The sequence below is a fragment of the Streptomyces liliiviolaceus genome, from assembly GCF_018070025.1.
Taxonomy (GTDB): Bacteria; Actinomycetota; Actinomycetes; order Streptomycetales; family Streptomycetaceae; genus Streptomyces; species Streptomyces liliiviolaceus.
Genome location: NZ_JAGPYQ010000001.1, coordinates 6,407,272 through 6,431,022, shown reverse-complemented (window position 1 = coordinate 6,431,022; position 23,751 = coordinate 6,407,272). Strand labels below are relative to the sequence as shown.

The 23,751-nt window shown below is 74.2% G+C and carries 7 protein-coding genes and 1 pseudogene; 6 read left to right on the top strand and 2 right to left on the bottom strand.

The genetic code is table 11. From position 1 onward, the window contains the following. Positions 1-10 precede the first annotated feature (10 nt). The 4 genes from J8N05_RS27945 to thiO are packed head-to-tail and all read left to right on the top strand — an operon-like array spanning position 11 to position 15,217. A complete protein-coding gene (locus J8N05_RS27945) occupies positions 11-11,278 on the top strand; it encodes a type I polyketide synthase (protein ID WP_407699937.1) in 11,268 nt (3,755 codons plus the stop codon). A 59-nt stretch (positions 11,279-11,337) separates the two neighbouring features. Beyond that, entirely contained in the window at positions 11,338-11,913 is a 576-nt protein-coding gene (locus tag J8N05_RS27940) for an FcoT family thioesterase (protein WP_247706524.1), read from the top strand. Between the two features lie 19 nt (positions 11,914-11,932). Then, positions 11,933-14,062, top strand: coding sequence for a type I polyketide synthase (locus tag J8N05_RS27935; protein ID WP_210887499.1), 2,130 nt, complete (start codon positions 11,933-11,935; stop codon positions 14,060-14,062). A gap of 30 nt (positions 14,063-14,092) precedes the next feature. Further along, the gene (gene thiO / locus J8N05_RS27930; RefSeq protein WP_210887496.1) at positions 14,093-15,217 is read left to right on the top strand and encodes a glycine oxidase ThiO; all 1,125 of its coding nucleotides are present in this window, start codon (positions 14,093-14,095) and stop codon (positions 15,215-15,217) included. On the opposite strand, the pseudogene J8N05_RS27925 reads toward thiO, so the two are convergent. Both J8N05_RS27925 and J8N05_RS27920 read right to left on the bottom strand, forming a co-directional pair. Further along, positions 15,200-20,932: pseudogene (locus J8N05_RS27925) on the bottom strand (type I polyketide synthase); the annotation flags it as partial. The gene thiO and the pseudogene J8N05_RS27925 overlap by 18 nt on opposite strands. Then, entirely contained in the window at positions 20,929-21,705 is a 777-nt protein-coding gene (locus J8N05_RS27920) for a thioesterase II family protein (RefSeq protein ID WP_210890437.1), read from the bottom strand. The gene J8N05_RS27920 and the pseudogene J8N05_RS27925, both read right to left, overlap by 4 nt. A 194-nt stretch (positions 21,706-21,899) precedes the next feature. Between J8N05_RS27920 and J8N05_RS27915 the strand changes: the two genes are divergently transcribed. Next, positions 21,900-23,534, top strand: coding sequence for an acyl-CoA carboxylase subunit beta (locus J8N05_RS27915; RefSeq protein WP_407699936.1), 1,635 nt, complete (start codon positions 21,900-21,902; stop codon positions 23,532-23,534). A gap of 14 nt (positions 23,535-23,548) precedes the next feature. Next, positions 23,549-23,743 (top strand): acyl-CoA carboxylase subunit epsilon, encoded by a 195-nt coding sequence (locus J8N05_RS27910; RefSeq protein ID WP_210887490.1) that lies wholly within the window; start codon positions 23,549-23,551, stop codon positions 23,741-23,743. The last annotated feature ends 8 nt before the right edge of the window (positions 23,744-23,751 follow it).

The window sequence follows — 23,751 nt, the reverse complement described above, 5'->3', positions numbered from 1 at the left end:
TCGGCGAACGGTGTCACGATCGTGGAGTGCGCGCATGAGTGAATTCGGTGAAACCGGTGGCCGGGACGGCGGGGAATTCGCCGCCCTGACGGCCGCCGGATCGGCCTCGGAGCAGCTTCACCTGCTGCTCGAACTGGTGCGTGCACAAACGCTCGCCGTACTGCGGAGGGCCGATTCGCATGCGTCGGAGAGAATCGACGCGGAACGGCCCTTCCGGGATATCGGAATCGATTCCCTCGGCCTGGTCGAATTGCATTCCAAGCTGACGGCGGCGACCGGTCTCCCCCTGCCGGTGACCATCGGATTCGATTACCCGAGCCCGGTCGAACTGGCCGAGTACCTGCGCGCCGAGGCACTGGGGCTCCCCGCCGCGCGGCCGGCCGCCCCGGCGCGGCCGGCCGGCGACGCCGACGAGCCGATCGCCGTCATCGGGATCGGGTGCCGCTTCCCGGGCGGCGTGGCCTCGCCCGAGGACCTGTGGCGGCTCGTCGCGGACGGCACCCATGTGATCTCCGGCTTCCCGGCCGACCGGGGCTGGGACCTGGACGCCCTCTACGACCCCGACCCGGACGTCCCCCGTACCAGCTACGTCCGGCAGGGCGGATTCCTCGACGCCGCCGCCGACTTCGACGCGGCCTTCTTCGGCATCAGCCCCAAGGAGGCCCTGGCGATGGACCCGCAGCAGCGGCTGCTGCTGGAAACCTGCTGGGAGGCGCTGGAACGGGCCGGCATCGACCCCGTCCGGCTGCGCGGCACCGAGGCGGGCGTGTTCATCGGCGTGGAGCCGCACGAGTACGGCCCGAAGACCCATCAGGCGCCCGACGGCCTGGACGGGCACCTGATGCTCGGCAACCTGCCCAGCGTGGTGTCCGGCCGCGTCGCCTACACCCTCGGGCTTGAGGGGCCGACGCTGACCGTGGACACCGCCTGCTCGGGGTCGCTCACCGCGCTGCACCTGGCGGTGCGGTCGCTGCGCGGCGGCGAGTGCGAACTCGCCCTGGCCGGCGGTGTGACGGTGATGTCGAGCCCCGGGACGTTCACCATGTTCAGCAGGCAGCGTGGCCTCGCCCCGGACGGCCGCTGCAAGGCCTTCGCCGCCGCCGCGGACGGCACCGGCTTCGCCGAGGGCTCCGGCGTGTTCGTCCTGGCGCGGCTGTCGGACGCGCGCCGCGCCGGGCACCCCGTGCTCGCGGTGGTGCGCGGCAGCGCGATCAACCAGGACGGCGCGAGCAACGGCCTGACCGCGCCGAACGGGCTCGCGCAGCAGCGGGTCGTCCACCGCGCGCTGGCCGACGCGGGGGTGACCGCGGGGCAGGTCGACGCCGTCGAGGCGCACGGCACCGGCACCCGCCTCGGCGACCCGATCGAGGCACGTGCCCTGATCGCCGCCTACGGGCGCCACCACACGGCCGACCGGCCCCTGTGGCTCGGATCGGTCAAATCGAACATCGGGCACACGGGCGCCGCCGCCGGGGCCGCCGGACTGATAAAGATGATCATGGCGATGCGGCACGGAACTCTGCCGCCGACGCTGCACGTGGACACCCCGTCCCCGCACGTCGACTGGTCGGCGGGCACCGTACGGCTGCTGACCGGTCCGGTGCCGTGGGAGTCGGGCGAGGAGCCGCGCCGCGCGGGTGTCTCCTCGTTCGGCGCGAGCGGCACCAACGCCCACGTGATCATCGAACAGGCACCCGCGCCCGACGCCCTCGATCCCGGCACCCCCGACGCCCACCGCCCCGACGGGGTGAAGGCCGAGCCCGTCGCCGCCCGGGTGACACCCCTCGTGCTGTCGGCGCGCGGCGAACCCGCCCTGCGCGCCCAGGCGGAGCGGCTGAGGTCGCTGCTGGACGCGCCCGACGCCCCGTCCCTGGCCGACGTCGCGTACTCCGCGGCCACGACCCGGGCCGCCCTCGGCCACCGCGCGGCAGTCGTCGCCACCGACCGCGAGGAGGCGCTGCGTGCCCTGACCGCCCTCGCCGACGGCGGACCGCCGTCCCTCGGCCCGGTCACCGACCCCCGTACCGCGATCCTGTTCACCGGCCAGGGCAGCCAACGCCCCGACATGGGCAGGCAGTTGTACGACACGTTCCCGGTGTTCGCGCAGGCCCTGGACGAGGCCGCCGCCCATCTGGACGTACAGCTCGACCTGCCGCTGCTCGACGTACTGTTCGCCACCGACCCGGCCCGCGCCGCACTCCTCCAGCAGACCGCCTACGCCCAGCCCGGCCTGTTCGCGGTCGAGGTGGCGCTGTTCCGGCTCGTGGAGTCCTGGGGCATCGTCCCCGACCACGTCGCCGGCCACTCGGTCGGCGAACTCACCGCGGCCCATGTGGCCGGCGCGCTGTCCCTGGAGGACGCCGCACTGCTCGTCGCCGCCCGCGGCCGCCTCATGCAGGAACTGCCGCGGGGCGGCGCCATGGTCGCGCTGGGCGCCTCCGAGGAGGACGTCCTGCCGCGCCTCACCGGCAACGCCGGGATCGCCGCCGTGAACGGACCCGCGTCCGTCGTGGTGTCCGGCGACGAGGACGCGGTGACGCTGATCGCGGACCGCTTCGCCGCAGAAGGGCGCAGGACCCGACGGCTGCGGGTCTCGCACGCCTTCCACTCGCCGCTCATGGAACCGATGCTCAAGGAGTTCCGGCGTATCGCCCAGGTCATGGACCACGAACCGCCGCGGATCCCGATCGTGTCGAACCTGACGGGACGGCCTGTCGTACCCGACGCCGACTACTGGGTGCGGCACGTCCGCGAGGCGGTCCGGTTCCACGACGGCGTCCGCTGGATGGAGTCCGAGGGCGTCACCACGTTCCTCGAACTCGGCCCCGACGCCGTGCTGTCGTCGATGGGCCCCGACTGCCTCGGCGACGACACCGACGCGGCTTTCGTGCCCGCTCTGCGGGCCGGGCGGCCGGAGGAACGCGAACTGGTCACGGCGGTGGCCCTCGCCCACACCCGGGGCACCGCCGTGAACTGGGAGGACTTCTTCGCCGGACGCGGCACACGGCGCGTGGACCTGCCGACCTACCCGTTCCAGCGGCGCCGCTACTGGCTGGACGACACCCCGGCGCCGGCGGGACGGGACGGCACCGGCCATCCGCTGCTGGACACGGCGATCGGCCTCGCGGACACCGGCGGGACAGTGCTGTCCGGACGGCTTTCGGTGCGCTCCCAGCCCTGGCTCGCCGACCACGTCATCGCCGGCACCGTACTGCTGCCGGGAACCGCGTTCGTCGACATGGTGATCCGGGCCGGCGACGAGGTCGGCTGCGCCACCGTGGAGGAACTCACGCTGGAGGTGCCGCTGGCACTGCCGGCCGAGGGCGGCGTGAACGTGCAGGTCGTCGTCGGCCGGCCCGACGCCTCGGGCCGCCGCTCCGCCGACGTCCACGCCCGTCCGGAGGGCGACGGACCCTGGACACGGCACGCGAGCGCGGTCCTGGCACCGCCCGACCCCGCGGACCCGACGCCGCCGATGCCCGCCACGGCCCAGTGGCCCCCGCCGGACGCCGAGCCCGTCGACGTGGACTTGCTGAACCAGGCGGGCCCCGCCTACGGGTTCGGCCCCATGTTCCGGAACCTGCGCGCGGCGTGGCGCCGCGGGGCCGAGGTGTTCGCCGACGTCCGGCTGCCCGAGGAGGCCCGCACCCGGGCCGGACGGTACGGACTGCACCCGGCGCTCCTGGACTCGGCACTGCGCCCTGCCGACCTCGTGGGGGACCGCGTCCGGGGGAGCGAGGAGGTCTGGCTCCCGTTCGTCTGGACCGGTGTCACCCTGCACGCCTCCGGCGCCACGGACCTGCGTGTACGGATCTCCCCGGCGGGCCCCGAAGGGGTGTCCCTGGAGATCACCGACACCTCCGGCGCCCCCGTCGCGTCGGTGGCCTCCATCGTGGAACGCCCCGTCCCCGTCGAAGGCCTCACCGGTACGGCGCCGAGTCCGTCGCTGCTCCGGCTGCGCTGGGAACCCGCGCCCGCGCACACGGCTCCGGCGCGAAGCGGCTGGGCCGCGCTCGGCACGGAGGAGTTCGGACCGGACGCCACGGTGCACGCCGACCTAGACGCCCTGCGCACGGCCATCGCGTCCGGCGCGGCCGTGCCCGAAGCGGTGCTGGTCCCGTTCCCGCCGACGCGGGGCGAACCCCACCGCGCCGCGCGGGCCGCGACCCACCGCCTCCTCGATCTGCTCCAGCGCTGGCAGGCCGAGGAGCAACTGGCCTCCTCCCGGCTGGTGATCGTCACCAGGGGCGCGGTGGCCGCAGGACCGGGGGAGACCCCCGATCCCGGCAGCGCCCCCCTGTGGGGCCTGACCCGCTCGGCCCAGGCCGAGCAGCCCGGCCGGTTCGTCCTCGCGGACCTCGGCGCAGGCACAGGAGCAGGCACCGGGACAGACGCCGACACAGGCACAGGCACAGGCACAGACGCCGACACAGGCTCAGGCACAGGCACAGGCACCCCCACCGGAGCCGGCGCGGGCGCCGACACCGCGCAAGGGCTGCGCGGAGCGCTGGCCACCGGCGAACCTCAGGTCGCGGTCCGCGGCGACACGGTCCTCGTCCCCCGCCTGGCCGAGGTCCCCGCCCCCGACACCGCTCCCGACACTCCCTGGGACTCCACGGGCACGGTGCTCATCACCGGAGGCACCGGCGGACTCGGCGGCCACCTCGCCCGCCACCTGGTCGTCGAACACGGCGTCCGGCACCTGCTGCTGGCCGGCCGCCGGGGCACGGACGCGCCCGGTGCCGCCGACCTCGCCGCGGAACTGACGGAACTCGGCGCCTCCGTCACCGTGGCCGCCTGCGACGCCTCGGACCGGCAGGCGCTGACGGCCCTGCTGGCCACGATCCCCGCGGAACACCCCCTGTCGGGCGTCGTGCACACCGCGGGCGTGGTCGCCGACGGCCTGATCGGCTCACTCACCCCCGAGCGGATCGACGAGGTGCTGCGTCCCAAGGCGGACGCGGCCTGGCACCTCCACGAGCTGACCCGGGACCTGAACCTGTCGGCGTTCGTGCTGTACTCCTCCGTGGCGGGCATCATGGACGGCCCCGGACAGGGCAACTACGCCGCCGCGAACGTCTTCCTCGACGCGCTCGCCGAACACCGCCGTGCCGCCGGTCTGCCCGCGACATCACTGGCCTGGGGGCTGTGGTCCGGAGACGGCATGGGCGCCCGGCTCGACGAGGCCGCCCTGCGCCGGGCGGGCCGCTCCGGCCTGGTCGCCCTCACGCCCGCCGAGAACCTCGCCCTGTTCGACCTGGCCCTGACCGCGGGGCAGGCCGTGGCGGTCCCCGTCAGGGTGGACGCCGCCGCGCTGCGGGACCGCACCGACGGCGTACCGTCGGTCCTGCGCGGCCTGGTCCGCGGCCCGCTGCGCCGCACCGCCTCCGCGAGCGCCCCGTCCGCGGGCGGAGCGTCCCTCACGGCCCGACTGGCCGCGCTGCCCGAAGCCGAACGCGACCGCGTCGTCCTGGATCTGGTCCGCACCCGGGTCGCCCAGGTGCTCGGGCACGACGGCGCGGACGCGATCGAGCCGCGCCGGGCCTTCAGCGAGATCGGCTTCGACTCGCTGGCCGCGGTGGAGCTGCGCAACGGGCTCAACGCGGCGACCGGTCTGAGGCTGCCGTCGACCCTGGTCTTCGACTACCCGAACCCCGCCGCTCTCGCCGCCCACGTCCGGGCCAGGGCGTCCGGCACACGTACGACCCCTGCCGTACCGCAGCCCGCCGCGATCACCGGCTCGGGCTCCGATCCCGGTTCCGGGGACGACCCGATCGCGATCGTCGCGATGGCCTGCCGCTACCCCGGAGGCGTGGAGTCCCCGGAGGACCTGTGGCGGCTGGTGGCCGAGGGCCGGGACGGTGTCTCGGCCTTCCCCGAGGACCGCGGCTGGCACGTGGCGGACCTCTACGACCCCGAGCCGGGCAGGCCGGGCAAGAGCTACATCCGCGAGGGCGGATTCCTGCACGACGCCGCCGACTTCGACGCCGGCCTCTTCGGGATCAGCCCCCGCGAGGCCCTTGCGATGGATCCGCAGCAGCGGCTGCTGCTGGAGACGTCGTGGGAGGCGCTGGAACGCGCCGGCATCGATCCGCTGTCGGTACGCGGCACCACGACCGGTGTGTTCGCCGGGATCATGTACCACGACTGGGCGACCCGGCTGGCGAAGGTGCCCGAGGACCTTGCCGGCTACCTCGGCAACGGCAGCGCGAGCAGCGTCGCCACCGGACGCGTCGCCTACACGCTCGGCCTGGAAGGCCCTGCGGTGAGCGTGGACACCGCGTGCTCGTCCTCGCTGGTGGCCCTGCACTGGGCCATGCAGTCGCTGCGGCGCGGCGAGTGCTCCCTGGCACTGGCTGGCGGCGTGACCGTGATGGCCACCCCTGACACGTTCGTGGACTTCAGTCTCCAGCGTGGTTTGTCGCGTGATGGTCGGTGTCGGTCGTATGCGGCTGCGGCGGATGGTACGGGGTGGGGTGAGGGTGTCGGGGTGTTGTTGGTGGAGCGGTTGTCGGATGCTCGGCGCCGTGGTCATCCGGTGTTGGCGGTGGTGCGTGGTTCGGCGGTGAATCAGGATGGTGCGTCGAACGGGTTGACGGCTCCGAACGGTCCGTCGCAGCAGCGGGTCATCGTGCAGGCGTTGGCGAGTGCGCAGGTGTCGTCGGGCCAGGTGGATGTGGTCGAGGGGCACGGTACGGGGACGACGCTGGGGGATCCGATCGAGGCGCAGGCGCTCTTGGCGACGTACGGGCAGGACCGTCCGCAGGACAGCCCGTTGTGGTTGGGGTCGGTGAAGTCGAACATCGGGCATGCGCAGGCGGCGGCGGGTGTCGCGGGGATCATCAAGATGGTCAAGGCGATGGAGCACGGTGTGCTGCCGCGTACGTTGCATGTGGACGCGCCTTCTCCGCAGGTGGACTGGTCGGCGGGGCGGGTGGAGTTGCTGACGGAGGCGCGGGAGTGGCCGGAGGTGGAGGGTCGTCCGCGGCGGGCGGGGATCTCCTCGTTCGGGATCAGTGGCACGAACGCGCACGTCATCATCGAAGCGGCCGAGCCCACCCCGCAGCCGGACCCCGGACCCGCGCCCGCCACGGGCGGTACGGTCCCGTGGGTGCTCGCGGGCAGCACACCGGAGGCCCTGCGGGCCCAGGCCGTCCGGCTGCGTGAGCGACTGGACGACCTCGGTACCCGGGACCCGGCCGCCGTCGGCCACGCACTGGCGACCTCCCGAGCCGCCCTGGACCACCGCGCGGTCCTCGTCGGCTCCGGCCACGAGGACCTGGCACGCGAACTGGACGCCCTTCTCGCGCAGGACCCGCCGCCCGGCGTGCTCCCGGGACCGGCGGTCGGCGGCGGCCTCGCCTTCCTGTTCACCGGACAGGGCGCGCAACGGCCCGGCATGGGAAGGGAGTTGTACGAGCGGTTCGCCGCGTTCGCCGAGGCGTTCGACGCGGTCACCGCCCTGCTGGACAAGCACCTGGAACGCCCCCTGCGCGAGGTGCTGTGGGCCGAACCCGTACGGGACGAACTCGAATTCGACGGACCCGAACTCGACGTACCCGTACGGGGGGACGGACCCCGGCTGCTCGACGAGACCGTCTGGACGCAGGCTGGACTCTTCGCGGTAGAGGTCGCGCTGTTCCGGCTGCTGGAATCCTGGGGCGTGCGGCCCGACTACCTGCTCGGTCACTCGATCGGCGAGATCGCGGCGGCGCACGTCGCGGGCGTGCTGTCGCTGCCGGACGCCACGACGCTGGTCGCGGCGCGCGGCCGGCTGATGCAGGCACTGCCGCGCACCGGGGCCATGGTCGCGGTCCGGGCCGCCGAGGCCGAGGTCGCACCCCTGCTGAACGACGCCGTGGCGATCGCGGCGGTCAACGGCCCCTCCTCGGTGGTGATCTCGGGCGAGACGGACGCGGTGCTCGACACGGCCGCCCGGCTCGCCGCCGACGGTGTGCGGACCACCCGCCTCCGGGTCTCCCACGCGTTCCACTCCCCGCTGATGGAACCGATGCTGGACGACTTCCGCCGCGTCGCCGAGACCCTCACCTACCACCGTCCGCACATCCCGGTCGTGTCCAACCTGACCGGCGGTATCACCGACCAGGGCTCGGCCGACCACTGGGTGCGCCACGTCCGGGCACCGGTCCGGTTCGCCGACGGTGTCCGGTTCCTGTCGGACCTCGGCGTGACCACGTTCGTCGAGACCGGCCCCGACGCGGTCCTGTCGGCGATGGGCAGGGAGTGCGTCGACTCAGACAGCAACAGCAACAGCAACAGCAACAGCAACAGCAACAGTGGCAGCGGCATCGCGTTCGTACCGCTGCTGCGCCGCGACCGGCCCGAGGAGCACGAGCTCGTGTCCGGTGTGGCCGCCGCCCACGCCCGAGGCGCGCACGTGGATTGGGACGCCTTCTTCGCGGGGCGGCCCCGTGACACCTCGATCGACCTCCCGACGTACGCGTTCCAGCGGCGCCGCTTCTGGCTCGACGCGGGTGATCCCGCCCCCGGCGACGCCGGCCTCGCCGGGCTGGAGCCGGTCGACCATCCGATCCTGCGCGCCGCGCTGGACACCCCGGGCTCGGGCCGGGTCGTCCTCACCGGCCGTCTGTCGGCGGACGTCCAGGCCTGGCCGGCCGACCACGCCGTGCTGGGCTCGGTGCTGCTGCCCGGGACCGCCTTCGTGGACCTGGTCCTCACGGCGGGCGCCCACGTCGGCTGCGGCACGCTCACCGAACTCACGCTGGAGGCACCGCTCGTGCTGCCCGACCGGGGCGCCGTGGCCCTGAGGGTCGGCGTGGACGAGCCGGACGGCACCCGCGCCCGCACGGTCGCCGTCCACTCGCGCCCCGAGGGCGAGCCCGGCCTGCCCTGGACCCGGCACGCCACCGGTGTACTGGGGGCCGAAGCCGAGGAGCCGGCCTTCGACCTCACCGTCTGGCCGCCCGCCGGGGCCGACCCCCTGGACGTCACCGACGCCTACGAACTGCTCGCGGCCCGCGGGTACGGCTACGGCCCGGCCTTCCGGGGCCTGCGGGCCGCGTGGCGCCGCGGCGACGAGGTCTTCGCCGACATCGCCCTGCCGGACACGGCCCGCGACGACGCGGCGCGGTTCGGTCTGCATCCCGCCCTGCTGGACGCGGCGCTGCACGCGGACGCCCTGGACGACGACGGCGCGACGAGCGTCCCCTTCTCCTGGGAAGGCGTGACGCTGCACACCGCGGGCGCGTCCGCCGTACGCGTGCTCAGCCGCCGGGCCACGGACGGCGGCGGCATGTCGATCCTGCTCGCCGACGCCTCCGGCCGACCGGTGGCGACCGTGAAGTCCCTTGTCACCCGGCCCCTGTCGGCGGACCGCCTCACGAACACCCGGCGCGGCCCGCTGTTCCGCGTCGGCTGGACCCCACTGCCGCCCGGCCCCGCCGGGACCGCCGACCGGCTCGCCGTCGTGGGCACCGGCCGGATCGGACCGCTCGCCCCCTGGTGCGACGACGCACCCCGGTACGCCGATCTCACCGCGTTGGCGGACGCGACGGCACCCGTGCCCCCACTCGTGCTGTTCCCCTGCCCGGTGCCCTCCGACGACGGTGACGTCCCCCTCGGTGTGCGCGCGACCACGACCGCGGTCCTGGAGGTCCTGCGGGGCTGGCTCGCCGACGAGCGGTTCGCCGACTCCCGGCTGGCCGTCGTGACCGGCGGCGCCCAGGGCGCCGCAGGCGGGGTGGACACCGGCGACGGCCGCATCGATGTACGGCAGGCACCGGTATGGGGCCTGGTCCGGGCCGCGCAGACGGAGAACCCCGGCCGGTTCGTCCTGCTGGACCTGGACGGCGCCGGACGCACGGCACCGCCGCTGCCCGTCACCGAACCCGAGATCGCGGTACGCGACGGCAGGGTTCTGGTGCCCCGGCTGGTGAAGGCCGCCGGACCCACGGCCCCGACGGTCTGGAACCCCGACGGCACCGTCCTGATCACCGGCGGGACCGGCGGGCTCGGCGGCCACCTCGCCCGCCACCTGGTCGTCGAACACGGCGTCCGGCACCTGCTGCTGGCCGGACGCCGAGGCCCGGCGGCGCCGGGCGCCACCGCCCTGGCCGCCGAACTGACCGGGCTGGGCGCCGAGATCGAGGTGGCAGCCTGCGACACCGCCGACCGCGAAGCGCTGGCCGCCCTCCTGACCGCGATCCCGGCGGACCGGCCCCTCACCGCGGTGCTGCACCTGGCGGGCGTCCTGGACGACGGACTCGTCGGCTCGCTGACCCCGGCCCGGCTGGACGGCGTACTGCGCGCCAAGGCCGACGCCGCCTGGCACCTGCACGAACTGACGCGGGAGGCGGACCTGTCGGCGTTCGTGCTGTTCTCCTCGGTCAGCGGCCTGATGATGGGCGCCGGCCAGGGCAACTACGCCGCCGCCAACACCTTCCTGGACGCACTCGCCGTACACCGTCGCTCGCTCGGCCTGCCCGCGGCATCCCTCGCATGGGGGCTGTGGGACGAGAGCGCCGGGATGGGCGGGCGCCTCGGCGAGGCCGACCGCGGACGCGTCCGCGCCTCGGGAGTCCCGCCCCTGTCACCGGCCGAGGGGCTGGCGCTGTTCGACGACGCGCTGGCGGCCCGCGAGACACTGCCGGTGCCGATCCGGCTCGACACGGCGGCACTGCGGGCCGCCCGTGACGACCTGCCGGCGCTGCTGCGCGGCCTCGTACCTCCCGCGGCGGCGGGACACGCCCGTCCCGCCGCCGCGGGACCCTCCCTCGAACAGCGGCTCGCCGCTCTCGCGGGCGACGACGAGCGGCGGTCGCTGTTGCTCGACCTGGTCCGCGCCGAGGTCGCGGCCGTCCGGCACGACGATCCCTCCGCCATCGACCCCGGGGCCCCGTTCACGGCGCTCGGACTCGACTCGCTCGCCTCGATCGAACTCCGCAACCGGCTCGGTGCCGCGTCCGGGCTGCGGCTGTCCGCGACCCTCACCTTCGACCACCCCACCCCCGCCGCACTGGCGGGGTTCCTGCTGTCCGAACTGCTCCCCGAGGGGGCACGGCCCGCCCCGGACGAGGACTCGGTCCGGTCGGCACTCGCCACCATCCCGCTCGCCCGGCTGCGCGAGTCCGGGCTGCTGGACACCCTGCTGCGGCTCACGGAGACCGGCCCGCCGGAATCCGGGACCACCCCGCCGCCCCGGCCGGCGCCGGACCACCACGACGACCGGGCCGAGGAGATCAGGGGCATGGGCGTCGAGGACCTGCTCCGGGCCGCCCGCCGCACGACACCGACCTGAGCAACACGCCCCGCACGGAACACCCCGCACGGAACGACCTGGAGAGGGAGAGACCGGCAATGGCGGAAACGATGGACCGCACGGCCGACCCGGGGGTGCGCCACCCCACCGACGAGGATCTGCTGGCCCAGGTGCTGCGCCCCTACCGGGCGAAGAACTGCGAATACCTGAAGACGGCCGTGGTCGGCGTGGACGGCGGCCCCGACGGCCAGCACAGGGTCCGCGCCGCCTGCACCTTCCAGATCCCCGAGTCGTGCTACATCGACGACACCGGACACTTCAACTCGGTCGAGTTCAACATCTGTTACAACCAGATGTTCTATTACCTCATCGCGAAATCCGTCCGGGAGAGCGTGCTGGAACCCTTCGCGCGCTGGACGATGGACGACTTCTGGGCCCGCCAGCTCGGCGACATCCTCATCACCGACTTCCGCAGCACGTTCCGCCGGCAGATGGGCGCCCGGCTGTTCCACGGCGAGATCGAGATAGCCGACGTCGCCGAGTGGGACGGCAGCGACATCCGCGACGCCCTCGTGGTGATCCGCACCAAGTGCCGTTACTGGGACGACCTGGGCGGCGACAGCCACGGCGAGGTCACCGTCGCGATCCTCAATCCGCCGCAGAGCGGTCCCTGACCAGCACGCGGGAGATGCGATGAACGACCCGGCCGACCACGTCCCCTCCGCAGCCGGACCCTGGCCGCCCGCCGGGGCCGTCCCGGTGCGCACCGACGACCTGTACACCCTGCTCGCCGAACGCGGATACCAGTACGGTCCCGCGTTCCGCGGGCTGCGCGCGGCCTGGCGGCGGGGCGAGGAGGTCTTCGCCGACATCACGCTGGACGGCGCGACCGGCGCCGCCTCCTCCTACCTGCTGCACCCCGCCCTCTTCGACGGCGCCCTGCACGGAGCGCTGCTGCCGTCCGGGGACCGCCGGGACGCCCTGCTGCTGCCGTTCATCTGGCGCGGGGTGCGGATACGGAACTCCGGCGCCCGCGACGTCCGGCTGCGTCTGGCGCCGAACGGGGACGACGCGGTGTCGCTGACCCTCACCGACACCGAGGGGCGGGAGGTCGCCGCGGTCCGCTCGCTCGCGTTCCGCCCGGTCACCGCCGAGCAGCTCGACCACGAGGGCCAGGGCGGCACCCTCCTGCGCGTCACCTGGAACACCGTGCGGGTGCCGTCCGACGACACCGCGACGGCAGCCGACTGGGCCTTCCTCGGCACCGACCACCTCGGTGTGACCGGCGCCCTGAAGGCCGCCGGCCGGCAGCCCGGCAGCTACCCCTCGCTGCGCGACCTGGACGCCGGTCTGCGCGACGGCGACACCGTTCCACACGTCGTCGTGGTCTCCTGCACCGACGAGAGCGCCGAGGCGCGTGCCGCGACACAGCGGGCGCTCGTCCTGGTGCAGGAGTGGCTCGACGACGAACGGCTCGGCGACGCCCGCCTGGTCCTCGTCACCCGGGGTGCCGTCGCGGCGCGTACCGGGGAGGACGTGCCCGATCTCGCCGGGGCCGCCGTGTGGGGCCTGGTGCGCGCCGCCCAGTCCGAACACCCCGGCAGATTCCACCTGGTGGACGTGGACGACGTCGAGTCCTTCGGCGCCGCCCTGGTGTCCGGCGTGGAGGCCGGGGAGCCCCAGTTCGCCGTCCGCGACGGCGGCCTGTCGCGTCCGCGCCTGGCCCGCTGCCCGGCCGGGACCCCCGGTCGCCGCCCCGACACCGGGGGGACCGTCCTGGTCACCGGCGGGCTCGGCGCCCTGGGCGCCCTGGTGGCCCGTCACCTCGTACGCCGCCACGGTGTCCGCCGCCTCATGCTGCTCGGCCGCCGGGGCCCCGCCACCCCGGGGGCCGGCGACCTGGTGGCGGAACTGACGGAACTGGGAGCGGATGTACGGGTCGTGGCCTGCGACGCGGCCGACCGCGCGGCCCTGGAGCGCGTCCTGGCGAGCGTGCCCGACCGGCATCCGCTCACCACCGTCGTGCACGCCGCGGGCGCCGTCGACGACGGCACCGTCGCCGAACTCACCCCGCGCAAGGTCGAACGCGTACTGCGCCCCAAGATCAACGCGGCGCTGAACCTGCACGAGCTGACCCGCTGCGACCTGATCCTGTTCTCGTCGGTGTCCGGGCTGATCGGCAGCGCGGGACAGGCCGCCTACGCCGCCGCCAACACCTTCCTGGACGCCCTCGCGCACCGCCGCCGCGCCATCGGTCTCCCCGGTGTCTCGCTCGCCTGGGGCCTGTGGGCGGACGGCATGGGCGCGGAACTCGGCACCGCCGACCTCGCCCGGATGCGCCGCAACGGCCTCGCGCCCCTCACCGCCGCCCAGGGGCTGGCCCTGCTGGACGCGGCGGTCTCCCGGACGGAGCCCGCGCTCGCCCCCCTGCGGCTGGACGACGAGGCGCTGCGCCAAGGCGCCGGCTCCCTTCCCGAACTGCTCCGGGACCTGGCCGCCCCCGCGTCCGGCGGGACCCCGGCCGGGCGGCCCGCCGAGGCCGAGGCGCTGCGCGAGCGGCTCGCGGGACTGCCCGCGGCCGAACGCGATGCCGCCGTCCTGGAGTTCGTGCGCGCGGAGGTCGCCGCCGTCCTCGGCCACCAGGCCCCCGACGGGGTGGACCCCGGCCTGGAGTTCCGTGAGATCGGCCTGGACTCGCTCACCAACCTGGAACTGAACCGTCGGCTGGCGACCGCGACCGGACTGCGCCTGCCGGTCACCCTGTCCTTCGACCACCCGAGCCCCGCCGAACTGGCCGGGCATCTCGCGCGGCGGCTCGCCTGACGGGCCGTCCACCCGACGAAGGGACCGGACATGCACATAGTGATCGTCGGCGGCGGAGTGATCGGCCTCGCCACGGCGTGGCGGGCGCTCGCCCAGGGACTGGCCGTCACCGTCGTGGACCCCGAGCCCGCGAGCCGGGCGTCGTACGCGTCGGCGGGCATGCTCCCGCCCGCCAACGAACAGCTCTACGACGACGAACCCCTCCGGCGTCTGTACCTGGCCTCCCGCGACCGCTATCCCTCGTTCGTCGCCGAACTGGAGGAGGTGTCCGGCCGGTCCACCGGACACCGCCGCGACGGCGTCCTGGACGTCGCCCTCGACACGGTGGCCGTCGCGGACCTCGACCGCGCGCACCGTTTCCACAAGGCGCACGGCATCAGGACCGAGGCCCTCACCGCCGAGGAGTGCCGCGCGTACGAACCGCGGTTCGCCCCGTCGGTGCGCGGCGGTCTCCTCGCCCCCGACGACGGGGCGGTCGACCCCCGGCGGCTGACCGCGGCGCTGCTGGCCGCGATCGAGCGGCTCGGCGGCACGCTCGTCACCGACCGGGTCACCGATGTGCTGATCGAGGGCCGCGCCACCGGCGTACGGCTCGCCGGCGGCGGCACCGTGACCGGCGACCGTACCGTCCTCGCGGCCGGCTGCTGGACCCATCTGCTCGGCGGCCTGCCGCCCGGTGTCGTCCCGCAGATCCGGCCGGTCAAGGGCCAGATCCTGCGCCTGCGCTCCGACGGGCCGTTCCTCCACCGCACCACCCGGGGCCTGGTCGGCGGCTCCGCGGTGTACCTGGTGCCGCGCGCCGACGGCGAACTGGTCGTGGGCGCGACCTACGAGGAGCTCGGCTACGACACGACCGTCACCGCGGGCGGCCTCGCCGAACTGCTCGGCAAGGCCCGCGCGGTCCTGCCCGAGGTCACCGGTCTGGCGTTCGCCGAGGTGAGCGCCGCGCTGCGGCCCGGCTCGCCGGACGACCGTCCGCTGATCGGCGCCACGTCCGTCCCGGACCTGCTGCTGGCCACCGGGCACTTCCGCATCGGGGTGCAGCTGTGCGCGGTGACCGCGGACGCGCTCGCCGCGGTGCTGTCCGGCGGTGAACTCCCCGAGGCCGCCCGGCCGTTCTCACCCGTACGCGGGGACGGCGGCGGCGCCGGCTAGGGCGCCCGCGAGCGTCCCCTCCGCGTTGCGCGTCCACGCGGGTTCGTCCTGGCCGCGTGAGCGGACGACGACGGTTCGCCGGCCCGTCCCGTCCGCCGCGCCGACCAGCAGCTGCAGCAGGACCGCGCCGTCCTGGGCGAACGTGACCGGGGTGTGCAGCACCAGCTCCTCGATCTCGTCGCAGCCGGTCGCGCCCGCCGCGTGCATCGCCAGTTCCACCAGAGCCGTACCGGGCAGCAGCACCGTGCCGAGGATCGTGTGGTCGGCCAGCCACGGCTGGGCCGCGAGCGAGATCCGGCCGGTGAACAGGTGCCCGCCGTCGGGCAGTTCGGTCGCGGTCGACAGCAGTGTGTGCCCCGCGTCGTCGAGCCCGAGTCCGGCCGCGCTGCCCGCCGGGGCAGGGGCCCGCAGCCAGTACCGCTGCCGCTCGAACGGATAGGTCGGCAGCTCCACCATCCGTACGTCCCCGGCGGCGCCCCAGTTGACCCCGCTCGCGCGGGCCCGGGCGAGGGCGGCGGTGAGCGTATGGGCCTCGGAGCGGCCCGGGCGCAGCAGCGGGAGCAGGACCGGAACGGCAGCGTCGGCCGACCCGGGCCCGGCCGGCACGGTCCGCGCCAGGGCGGAGAGCACCCCGCTGGGCCCGAGCTCCAGACAGGTGCGTACGCCCTCGGCCCGCAGGGTCTGCACGCCCTGTCCGAACCGGACGGCCCCGCGGACGTGCCGGACCCAGTAGTCGGCTGTCGCGATCTCGGGTCCGGCGACCGCGCCGGTGAGGTTGGACACGACCGGGATCGCCGGCGGCCGGAACGTGAGCGTCTCGGCGATGCGCCGGAACTCCTCCAGCATCCCGTCCATGTGGGCGGAGTGGAAGGCATGACTGACCGTCAGCCGCTTCGTCCTGACGCCGTGTTCCTCCCAGTGGGCGGCGACGGCGAGGACCGCGTCCTCGTCGCCTGAGACGACGGTGGCCGTCGGCCCGTTCACCGCCGCTACCGATACGCCGTCCGGCAGCGAGGCGGCCACCTCGTCCTCACCGGCCTGGACCGAGACCATCGCGCCGCCCGCTGGTGCCTCCTGCATGAGGCGGGCCCGCGCCGCGACGAGGACGCAGGCGTCGGACAGCGTGAACACCCCGGCGAGATGGGCCGCGCTCACCTCGCCGAGCGAGTGGCCGAGCAGCCGGCTGGGTGTGACGTCCAGTGATTCCAGCAGTCGGAACAGGGCGACCTGGAGCGCGAACAGTCCCGGCTGGGTGTACTGCGTCCGGTGCAGGGCCGCCGCCTCGGGTGTGCCGGGCGCGGCGAACACCACGTTCCTGAGAGGACGTTCCAGATGGGGGTCGATGTGTGCGCAGACCTGGTCGAACGCCTCCGCGAACGCCGGGTACGTCTCGTACAGTTCACGGCCCATGCCCGGACGCTGGGAGCCCTGGCCGGTGAGCAGGAAGGCGGGTGTCCCGCCGCCCGCCGCCTCGCCCACGGACTCGTCGGCCGGCTCGGACGGGCGGCCGTCGGCCAGGGCCCGCAGCCCGGCGAGCAGTTCGTCGCGGCTCTCGCCGAACACCGTCGCCCGGTGGTCGAACGCGGCGCGGCCCGCGGCGAGCGTGTAGCCGATGTCGGCCGCGTCCAGACCGGGCCGCGCGCCGATGAAGCGATGGAGCCGTGCCGCATGGGCGCGCAGCGCCTCCTCGGACCTGGCCGACAGCGGCCACGGCAGCGGCGCCGTGCCCGTTCGAGATGTCTGCGGGCGTACCGGAGCCTGTTCGAGGACCACGTGCGCGTTGGTGCCCGAGATGCCGAACGAGGAGACCGCCGTCCTGCGCGCCCGCCCGGTCTCCGGCCACGGCGTCGCCCGGTCGAGCAGGGCGACCTTCCCCCGCGACCAGTCGACGTGCGGGGACGGCGTGCCGGCGTGCAGGGTGCGGGGGAGCAGGCCGTGCCGCATCGCCAGCACCATCTTGATGACGCCGCCCACCCCGGCGGCGGCCTGCGCGTGCCCGATGTTGGACTTCAGCGACCCCAGCCACAGCGGCCGTTCCCGGTCCTGCCCGTACGTCGCGATGAGGGCCTGCGCCTCGATCGGGTCGCCGAGCGCGGTGCCGGTGCCGTGCGCCTCGACCGCGTCCACGTCGGCGGCGTCCAGCCGGGCGGCGGCGAGCGCCTGCCGGATCACCCGCTGCTGGGCCGGACCGCTGGGCGCGGTCAGCCCGTTGCTCGCGCCGTCCTGGTTGACCGCGCTGCCGCGCAGCACCGCGAGCACCGGACGGCCGTTTCGTTCGGCGTCCGACAGCCGTTCCAGCAGCAGCAGTCCCGCGCCCTCGCTCCAGGCGGTGCCGTCCGCGGCGGCCGAGAAGGGCTTGCACCGGCCGTCGGGAGCCAGCCCGCGCTGCTGGCTGAACTCCACGAACATACCGGGGGAGGCCATCACGGCGACGCCGCCCGCGAGGGCCAGCGAGCACTCGCCCTGCCGCAGCGACTGCGCCGCCTGGTGCAGTGCGACGAGCGAGGACGAGCAGGCCGTGTCGATCGTCACCGCCGGCCCCTCAAGGCCCAGGGTGAAGGCGATGCGCCCGGAGGTCAGGCTCGGTGAGCCGCCGGTGAGCAGATAACCGCCGAGGCCCTCGGAGGAGTCCTGGAGCCGGGGCCCGTACTCCTGCGCCGTGGCGCCCACGAACACGCCGGTGCCGCTGCCGCGCAGGGTGCCCGGGTCGATCCCGGCCCGTTCCAGCGTCTCCCAGGCGACCTCCAGCAGCACCCGCTGCTGCGGGTCCATCGAGGTCGCCTCCCGGGGACTGATCCCGAAGAACGCCGCGTCGAACCCGTCGGCCCCGTCGAGGAAGCCGCCGCGCCGCACATAGGTCCGGCCGGGGGTGCCGGGTTCGGGGTCGTACAGGGCGTCGAGGTCCCAGTCGCGGTCGGCGGGGAAGTCGGAGCTGGCGTCGGTCCCCGCGGCCACCAGGTCCCACAGCTCGCCCGGGGAGCCGACGCCGCCGGGGTAGCGGCAGCCCATCGCCACGATCGCGATCGGGTCGCCGTCCGCCGTCGCCGCCAAGGGCAGGCTGCCGGAGCTCTCGCCCGTTCCCCGCTGCTCCGTGAGGTGGACGGCGAGCCCGGCGGGTGTGGGGTGGTCGTAGACGATGGTGGCGGGGACCGGGAGACCGGTCGCGGCGGCGAGCCGTTCGCTCAGCTCGACCGCCAGCATCGAGTCGACGCCGAGGTCCTTGAACGTCTTCCCGGCGTCGACCGCCTCCGCGTCGGCGTGCCCGAGGACGGCGGCCGCGTGGGCCCGGACCAGGTCCAGCAGATCCCCCCGCCGTTCCTCGGCCGGCGGCTCGGCGGGCGCGGGCCGCTCCCGCGACGGCCAGTGCCGTTCCCGTTGGAAGGCGTAGGTGGGAAGGGGCACCCGCCGGGGGCTGTGCGCGGCGAACACCTCTGGCCAGGACACCGTTTGGCCGCGCACATGCAGTGCGGCGACAGCTTCGAGGAGCGAGGCCCGCATCGACTCGCCGGGCCGCGGCGCAGGGACGACGGTCGCGGGGGCGTCACCGTCCAGCAGTGTCCGCCGGTCGTCCGCGCCGCACCCGGGCCGCGGGCTCACCTCAAGGAACGTGCGGTACCCGGTCCTGGCCAGCGCACGGAGCGCGTCGTCGGTCCGCGAGGACGATCCGGGGCCGCACGACCAGTGGGCGGTGCCGAGAGCGGCCGTGTCCAGGACGCCGCCGGTGACGGACGAGTGGAACGCGATCGTGGACGGCCGGGGCGTGACCGGGCCGGGAGCCGTGCCGTGCGCGTGGGCCGTGACGATCCGGGCGGCGTCCTCGACGGTCAGCACCCCGGCGACATACGCGGCGGCGACCTCCCCCTCGGCGTCGCCCACGACGGCCCGAGGGCGAATCCCCAGGGACTCCCACAGCCGGGCGAGCGCGACGGCGACCGCGAACCGGACCGGCCCGGCGACATCGTCGCGGTCCGGCCGCGGCGCCCCCCGGGCCCCGTCCAGGACGTCCGTCAGGGACCAGCCGGTGCGGGTGTCGAGCGCGGTGGCACAGACGTCGACCGCCGAGCGGAACGCCGCTGACAGGGACATGAGTTCGCGCACGGTTCCGGTCTCCACCGGACTGCCGCCCGGGAAGACCAGCACGACATCGCCGGGACCACCGGCCGTCGCCCTGAACACACCAGGCGCGTCACGGCCGGTGGCGACGGCGTCCAGACCGTCCAGGAGTGCTTCCGTGCCGGTGCCGAGGACGGCCGCGCGGTGCTCGAAGTGCGTGCGGCCGGTGGCCAGCGACCAGCCGACATCGCCGGGGGACCACGACCCGCCCGCCAACTGCTCCCTGAGCCGCGCGGCCTGCGCGCGCAGGGCACCGGCCGTCCGGCCGGACAGGGGCCACAGGACGGGACGGGTGTCGGGCTCGGCCCGCACGGCGTCCGCCGGCGCGTGCGGGGCGGCACCCAGCACGACATGACAGTTCGTCCCGCCTATCCCGAACGAACTCACCCCGGCCAGCAGCGGCTCGCCGGGCCGCGGCCACGGACCGCGCTCGCGCCGCACGCGCAGCCCCAGCCGGTCCAGATCGATCCCGGGAGAGGGCGTCTCGAAGTTGAGGCTGGCGGGGATCTCCTCGTGCGCCACACTCAGCACCGCCTTGAGCAGGCCGACGATGCCCGCCGCCCCCTCCAGGTGGCCCACGTTCGTCTTGGCCGACCCGACGTGCACCGGCGCCCGGGACGCGGCGTCGCCGAGCGCGCCCGCGATGCCCGCCGCTTCCAGCGGATCACCCACCCGGGTGCCGGTGCCGTGCAGTTCGACGTACTGGAGCGCCTCGGGGGCCACGCCCGCCCGACGGCAGGCCAGCCGGATCACCTCGGACTGGGCGGCGGGACTCGGCACGGTCAGCCCGTCGGTGGCGCCGTCGTTGTTGACGGCGCTGCCCCGGATCACCGCGTACACACGGTCGCCGTCGGCCAGCGCCCGCGCCAGCGGCTTGAGCAGGACAGCTCCGCCCCCCTCGCCCCGCACATAGCCGTTGGCCCGCGCGTCGAAGGTGAAGCAGCGGCCGTCGGGGGACAGCCCGCCGAACCCGGCGACCGCGGCGGCGCTCCCGGGGACGAGGTTGAGGTTCACCCCGCCGGCGAGCGCGCACTCCGCCTGGCCGCTGCGCAGAGCCTCGGCCGCCAGATGCACTGCGACCAGCGCGGACGCCTGCGCGGCGTCCACCGTCATGCTCGGACCGCGCAGCCCCAGCGTGTAGGACACGCGGTTGGCGATGATGCCGCGCTGGACACCGGTGAGGGTGTGCCGGGTGACGTCGAGGGGATCCTGGACGAGGCCGGCGAAGTCGCCCGCCATCGCACCGACGAACACCGCCGTACGGCTCTCCCGCAACTCCGCCGGTACGATCCCGGCGTCCTCCAGCGCCTCCCAGGCCAGCTCCAGCATGAGCCGCTGCTGGGGGTCGGTCGTCGTGGCCTCGCGCGGCGAGATCCCGAAGAAGCCGGCGTCGAACCCGTCGATGTCGTCGAGGAAACCGCCGTGACGCAGGCCGGGCCGGTCCAGCCCCGGGGCGGCGGGGTCCCAGCGGCCGTCCGGGACCTCGGTGATCGCGCTCGCGCCGTCCCGCAACAGCGTCCAGAACGCGGCCGGTGAAGGCGCCCCGGGGAGCCTGCACGCCAGGCCGACGATCGCGATCGGCCCGCCCTCCTCGGCGGTCATGACGCCGCGGGACCCGAGCCGTGCGCGCGCAGCACCGACTCCAGCCGGTCCAGGGTCGTGGCGGGATCGGAACTGAGGTAGAAGTGGCCGCCCTCGAAGACCTCCAGATCGAACGGCCCGGTGGTGTGCTCCCGCCACGCCAGCGCCTCGTCCATCGTCACCTGCGGATCCCGGTCGCCGGTGAACACGGTGACCGGGCAGCCGAGCGCGGGACCGGGCACGTACGTGTAGGTCTCGACGGCGCGGTAGTCGGCGCGCAGCGCCGGCAGGAACATCCGCAGCAACTCCTCGTCGTCCAGCAGGGAGTTGTCGGTGCCGTTCAGCAGTTTCAGTTCGGCGATCACGCCCTCGTCGGAGCGCAGATGGACCGACTCCTCCCGGTGACGCGAGGGCGCCCGCCGTCCCGACACCACCAGTGCGGCGGGCGGGACACCGCCCTCGCGCTCCATCCGCCGGGCCACCTCGAACGCGACGACGGCTCCCATGCTGTGCCCGAACAGGACGGGCCGCTCCGTGAGCACGGGCCGCAGCGCCGCGAAACTCAGGTCCGCCAGGGTCCCGATGTCGGTGAAAGGTTTTTCCGAACGGCGTTCCTGGCGTCCCGGATACTGCACGGCGAGCACATCCACCCGCGGATGCAGTGTCCGGGCCACGGGGAAATAGAAGCTCGCCGCGCCACCGGCGTGCGGAAAACACACCAGACGGGCTCCGGCGTCCGGGGCCGGCCGGAAGCGCCGGACCCATGCGTTGGTGTCGACGAGCGAGTGCGTCATGGCGTTCATCTCTCCTGCGGGCTGAGGAGCGGGCATTCGATCATGATGCCGTCACCGGGAATTCAACCCAACCCCTAACCTCCCCTAAGAAAGCCGGGAGTTCTTGAACCGGCATCGAAGGCTGGGAGACCTTGAAGCCGTCCGGATCTTTTCCTGGCCGCATTCGGCCTCGGTAACCGGCGAGGAGAAACTGTATGACCATGGTCGCGGGGGAAGCGGCGGACGTGAAGGGCACGACGGACGTTCCCGGCCCGGCCGCCGGGGCGGACGAGGAGCCGCCCGACATGCGCTCGGGCGTCGCCGAGCTGCTCCAGGTCCGGGCACGGGCCGAGCAGGGTCCTTCGCCCCGTGCGACCGAACAGCAGCACGCCCGGGGCAAACTGACGGTCCGTGAGCGGCTGGACCTGCTCTTCGACCCGGGCACCTTCCGTGAGATCGAGCAGTTGCGCAGGCACCGCGCCACCGGGTTCGGCCTCCAGGACCGGCGCCCGTCGACCGATGGTGTGGTCACCGGCTGGGGCGAGGTGGCCGGCCGGACCGTGTTCGTCTACGCCCATGACTTCCGCATCTTCGGCGGCTCCCTCGGCGAGGCCCACGCGGAGAAGATCCACAAGGTGATGGACCTGGCCGAGGCGGCGGGCGCACCCCTGGTCAGCCTGAACGACGGCGCCGGCGCCCGCATCCAGGAGGGCGTCACCGCGCTCGCCGGCTACGGCGGGATCTTCCGCCGGATCGTCCGCGCGTCGGGCGTCATCCCGCAGATCAGCGTGATCCTCGGGCCGTGCGCCGGAGGCGCCACCTACGCCCCGGCGCTCACCGACTTCGTGTTCATGGTCCGCGACACCTCACAGATGTACATCACAGGACCGGACGTGGTGAAGGCGGTCACGGGCGAGGACGTCACCCACGAGCAACTCGGCGGCGCACAGGTGCACGGTTCGGTCTCCGGAGCCGCCACCCATGTCTGCGACAGCGAGAGGGAATGCCTCGAAGAGGTCCGGTATCTGCTTTCCCTGCTCCCGTCCAACAACCGCGAGCTGCCGCCGGTCGTTGTCGCGGACGACCCGCCGGAACGGCGTTCCGAAGCGCTCCTCGACATCGTTCCACCGGACCCGAAAAGGTCGTACGACATGCGTGCCGTGATCGAGGAGATCGTCGATCACGGTGAATTCTTCGAGATGCATTCCCGCTGGGCCACCAACATCATCTGCGCATTCGCGCGCTTCGAGGGGCATGTCGTCGGAATAGTCGGGAACCAGCCCGCGGCCATGGCCGGAGTACTCGACATCCACGCCTCGGAAAAAGCGGCGCGATTCGTGCAGACCTGCGACGCCTTCAGTATTCCGCTGGTGACCCTGGTCGACGTCCCCGGCTTCCTCCCGGGCACGGACCAGGAACACGACGGCATCATCCGGCACGGCGCGAAACTGCTCTACGCGTACTGCAACGCGACCGTCCCGCGCATCCAGGTGATCCTGCGCAAGGCCTACGGCGGCGCCTACATCGTGATGGACTCACGGTCCATCGGCGCCGACCTGTCGTTCGCCTGGCCGACCAACGAGATCGCCGTGATGGGCGCCGAGGGCGCGGCGAACGTGGTGTTCCGGCGTGAGATCGCGGCCGCCCCCGACCCCGAGGCGGTCCGGGCCCAGCGGATCAAGGAGTACCGGCAGGAGCTCATGCACCCCTACTACGCGGCGCAGCGCGGGCTCGTCGACGACGTGATCGACCCCGCCGAAACCCGCGCCGTCCTGGTGGACGCGCTGGCGATGCTGCGCTCCAAGGACGCGCGGCTCCCCTCCCGCAAACACGGCAACCTTCCGATGTGACGGCGGAGAAGACCATGGACACACCCGACATCCCCCTGCTGACGTTCGTCCGCGGAGCGCCCACCGACGAGGAGGTGGCGGCCGTGCTCGCCGTGGTGCACGGCCGCGCCGACCGCACCGGGCCCGAGGAGCCGACCCGCACGGCCGGGAGCCCCCGCTGGGCGCAGACGCGGGTCTACCGGACACCCCGGGCCTGGACCTCGCGCTGACCTCCGCC

Coding starts and splice junctions, on each gene's coding strand:
- J8N05_RS27940 (WP_247706524.1), top strand. CDS start 11,338: ATGGCGGAAACGATGGACCGCACGGCCGACCCGGGGGTGCGCCACCCC.
- J8N05_RS27935 (WP_210887499.1), top strand. CDS start 11,933: ATGAACGACCCGGCCGACCACGTCCCCTCCGCAGCCGGACCCTGGCCG.
- thiO (WP_210887496.1), top strand. CDS start 14,093: ATGCACATAGTGATCGTCGGCGGCGGAGTGATCGGCCTCGCCACGGCG.
- J8N05_RS27920 (WP_210890437.1), bottom strand. CDS start 21,705: ATGACGCACTCGCTCGTCGACACCAACGCATGGGTCCGGCGCTTCCGG.
- J8N05_RS27915 (WP_407699936.1), top strand. CDS start 21,900: ATGACCATGGTCGCGGGGGAAGCGGCGGACGTGAAGGGCACGACGGAC.
- J8N05_RS27910 (WP_210887490.1), top strand. CDS start 23,549: ATGGACACACCCGACATCCCCCTGCTGACGTTCGTCCGCGGAGCGCCC.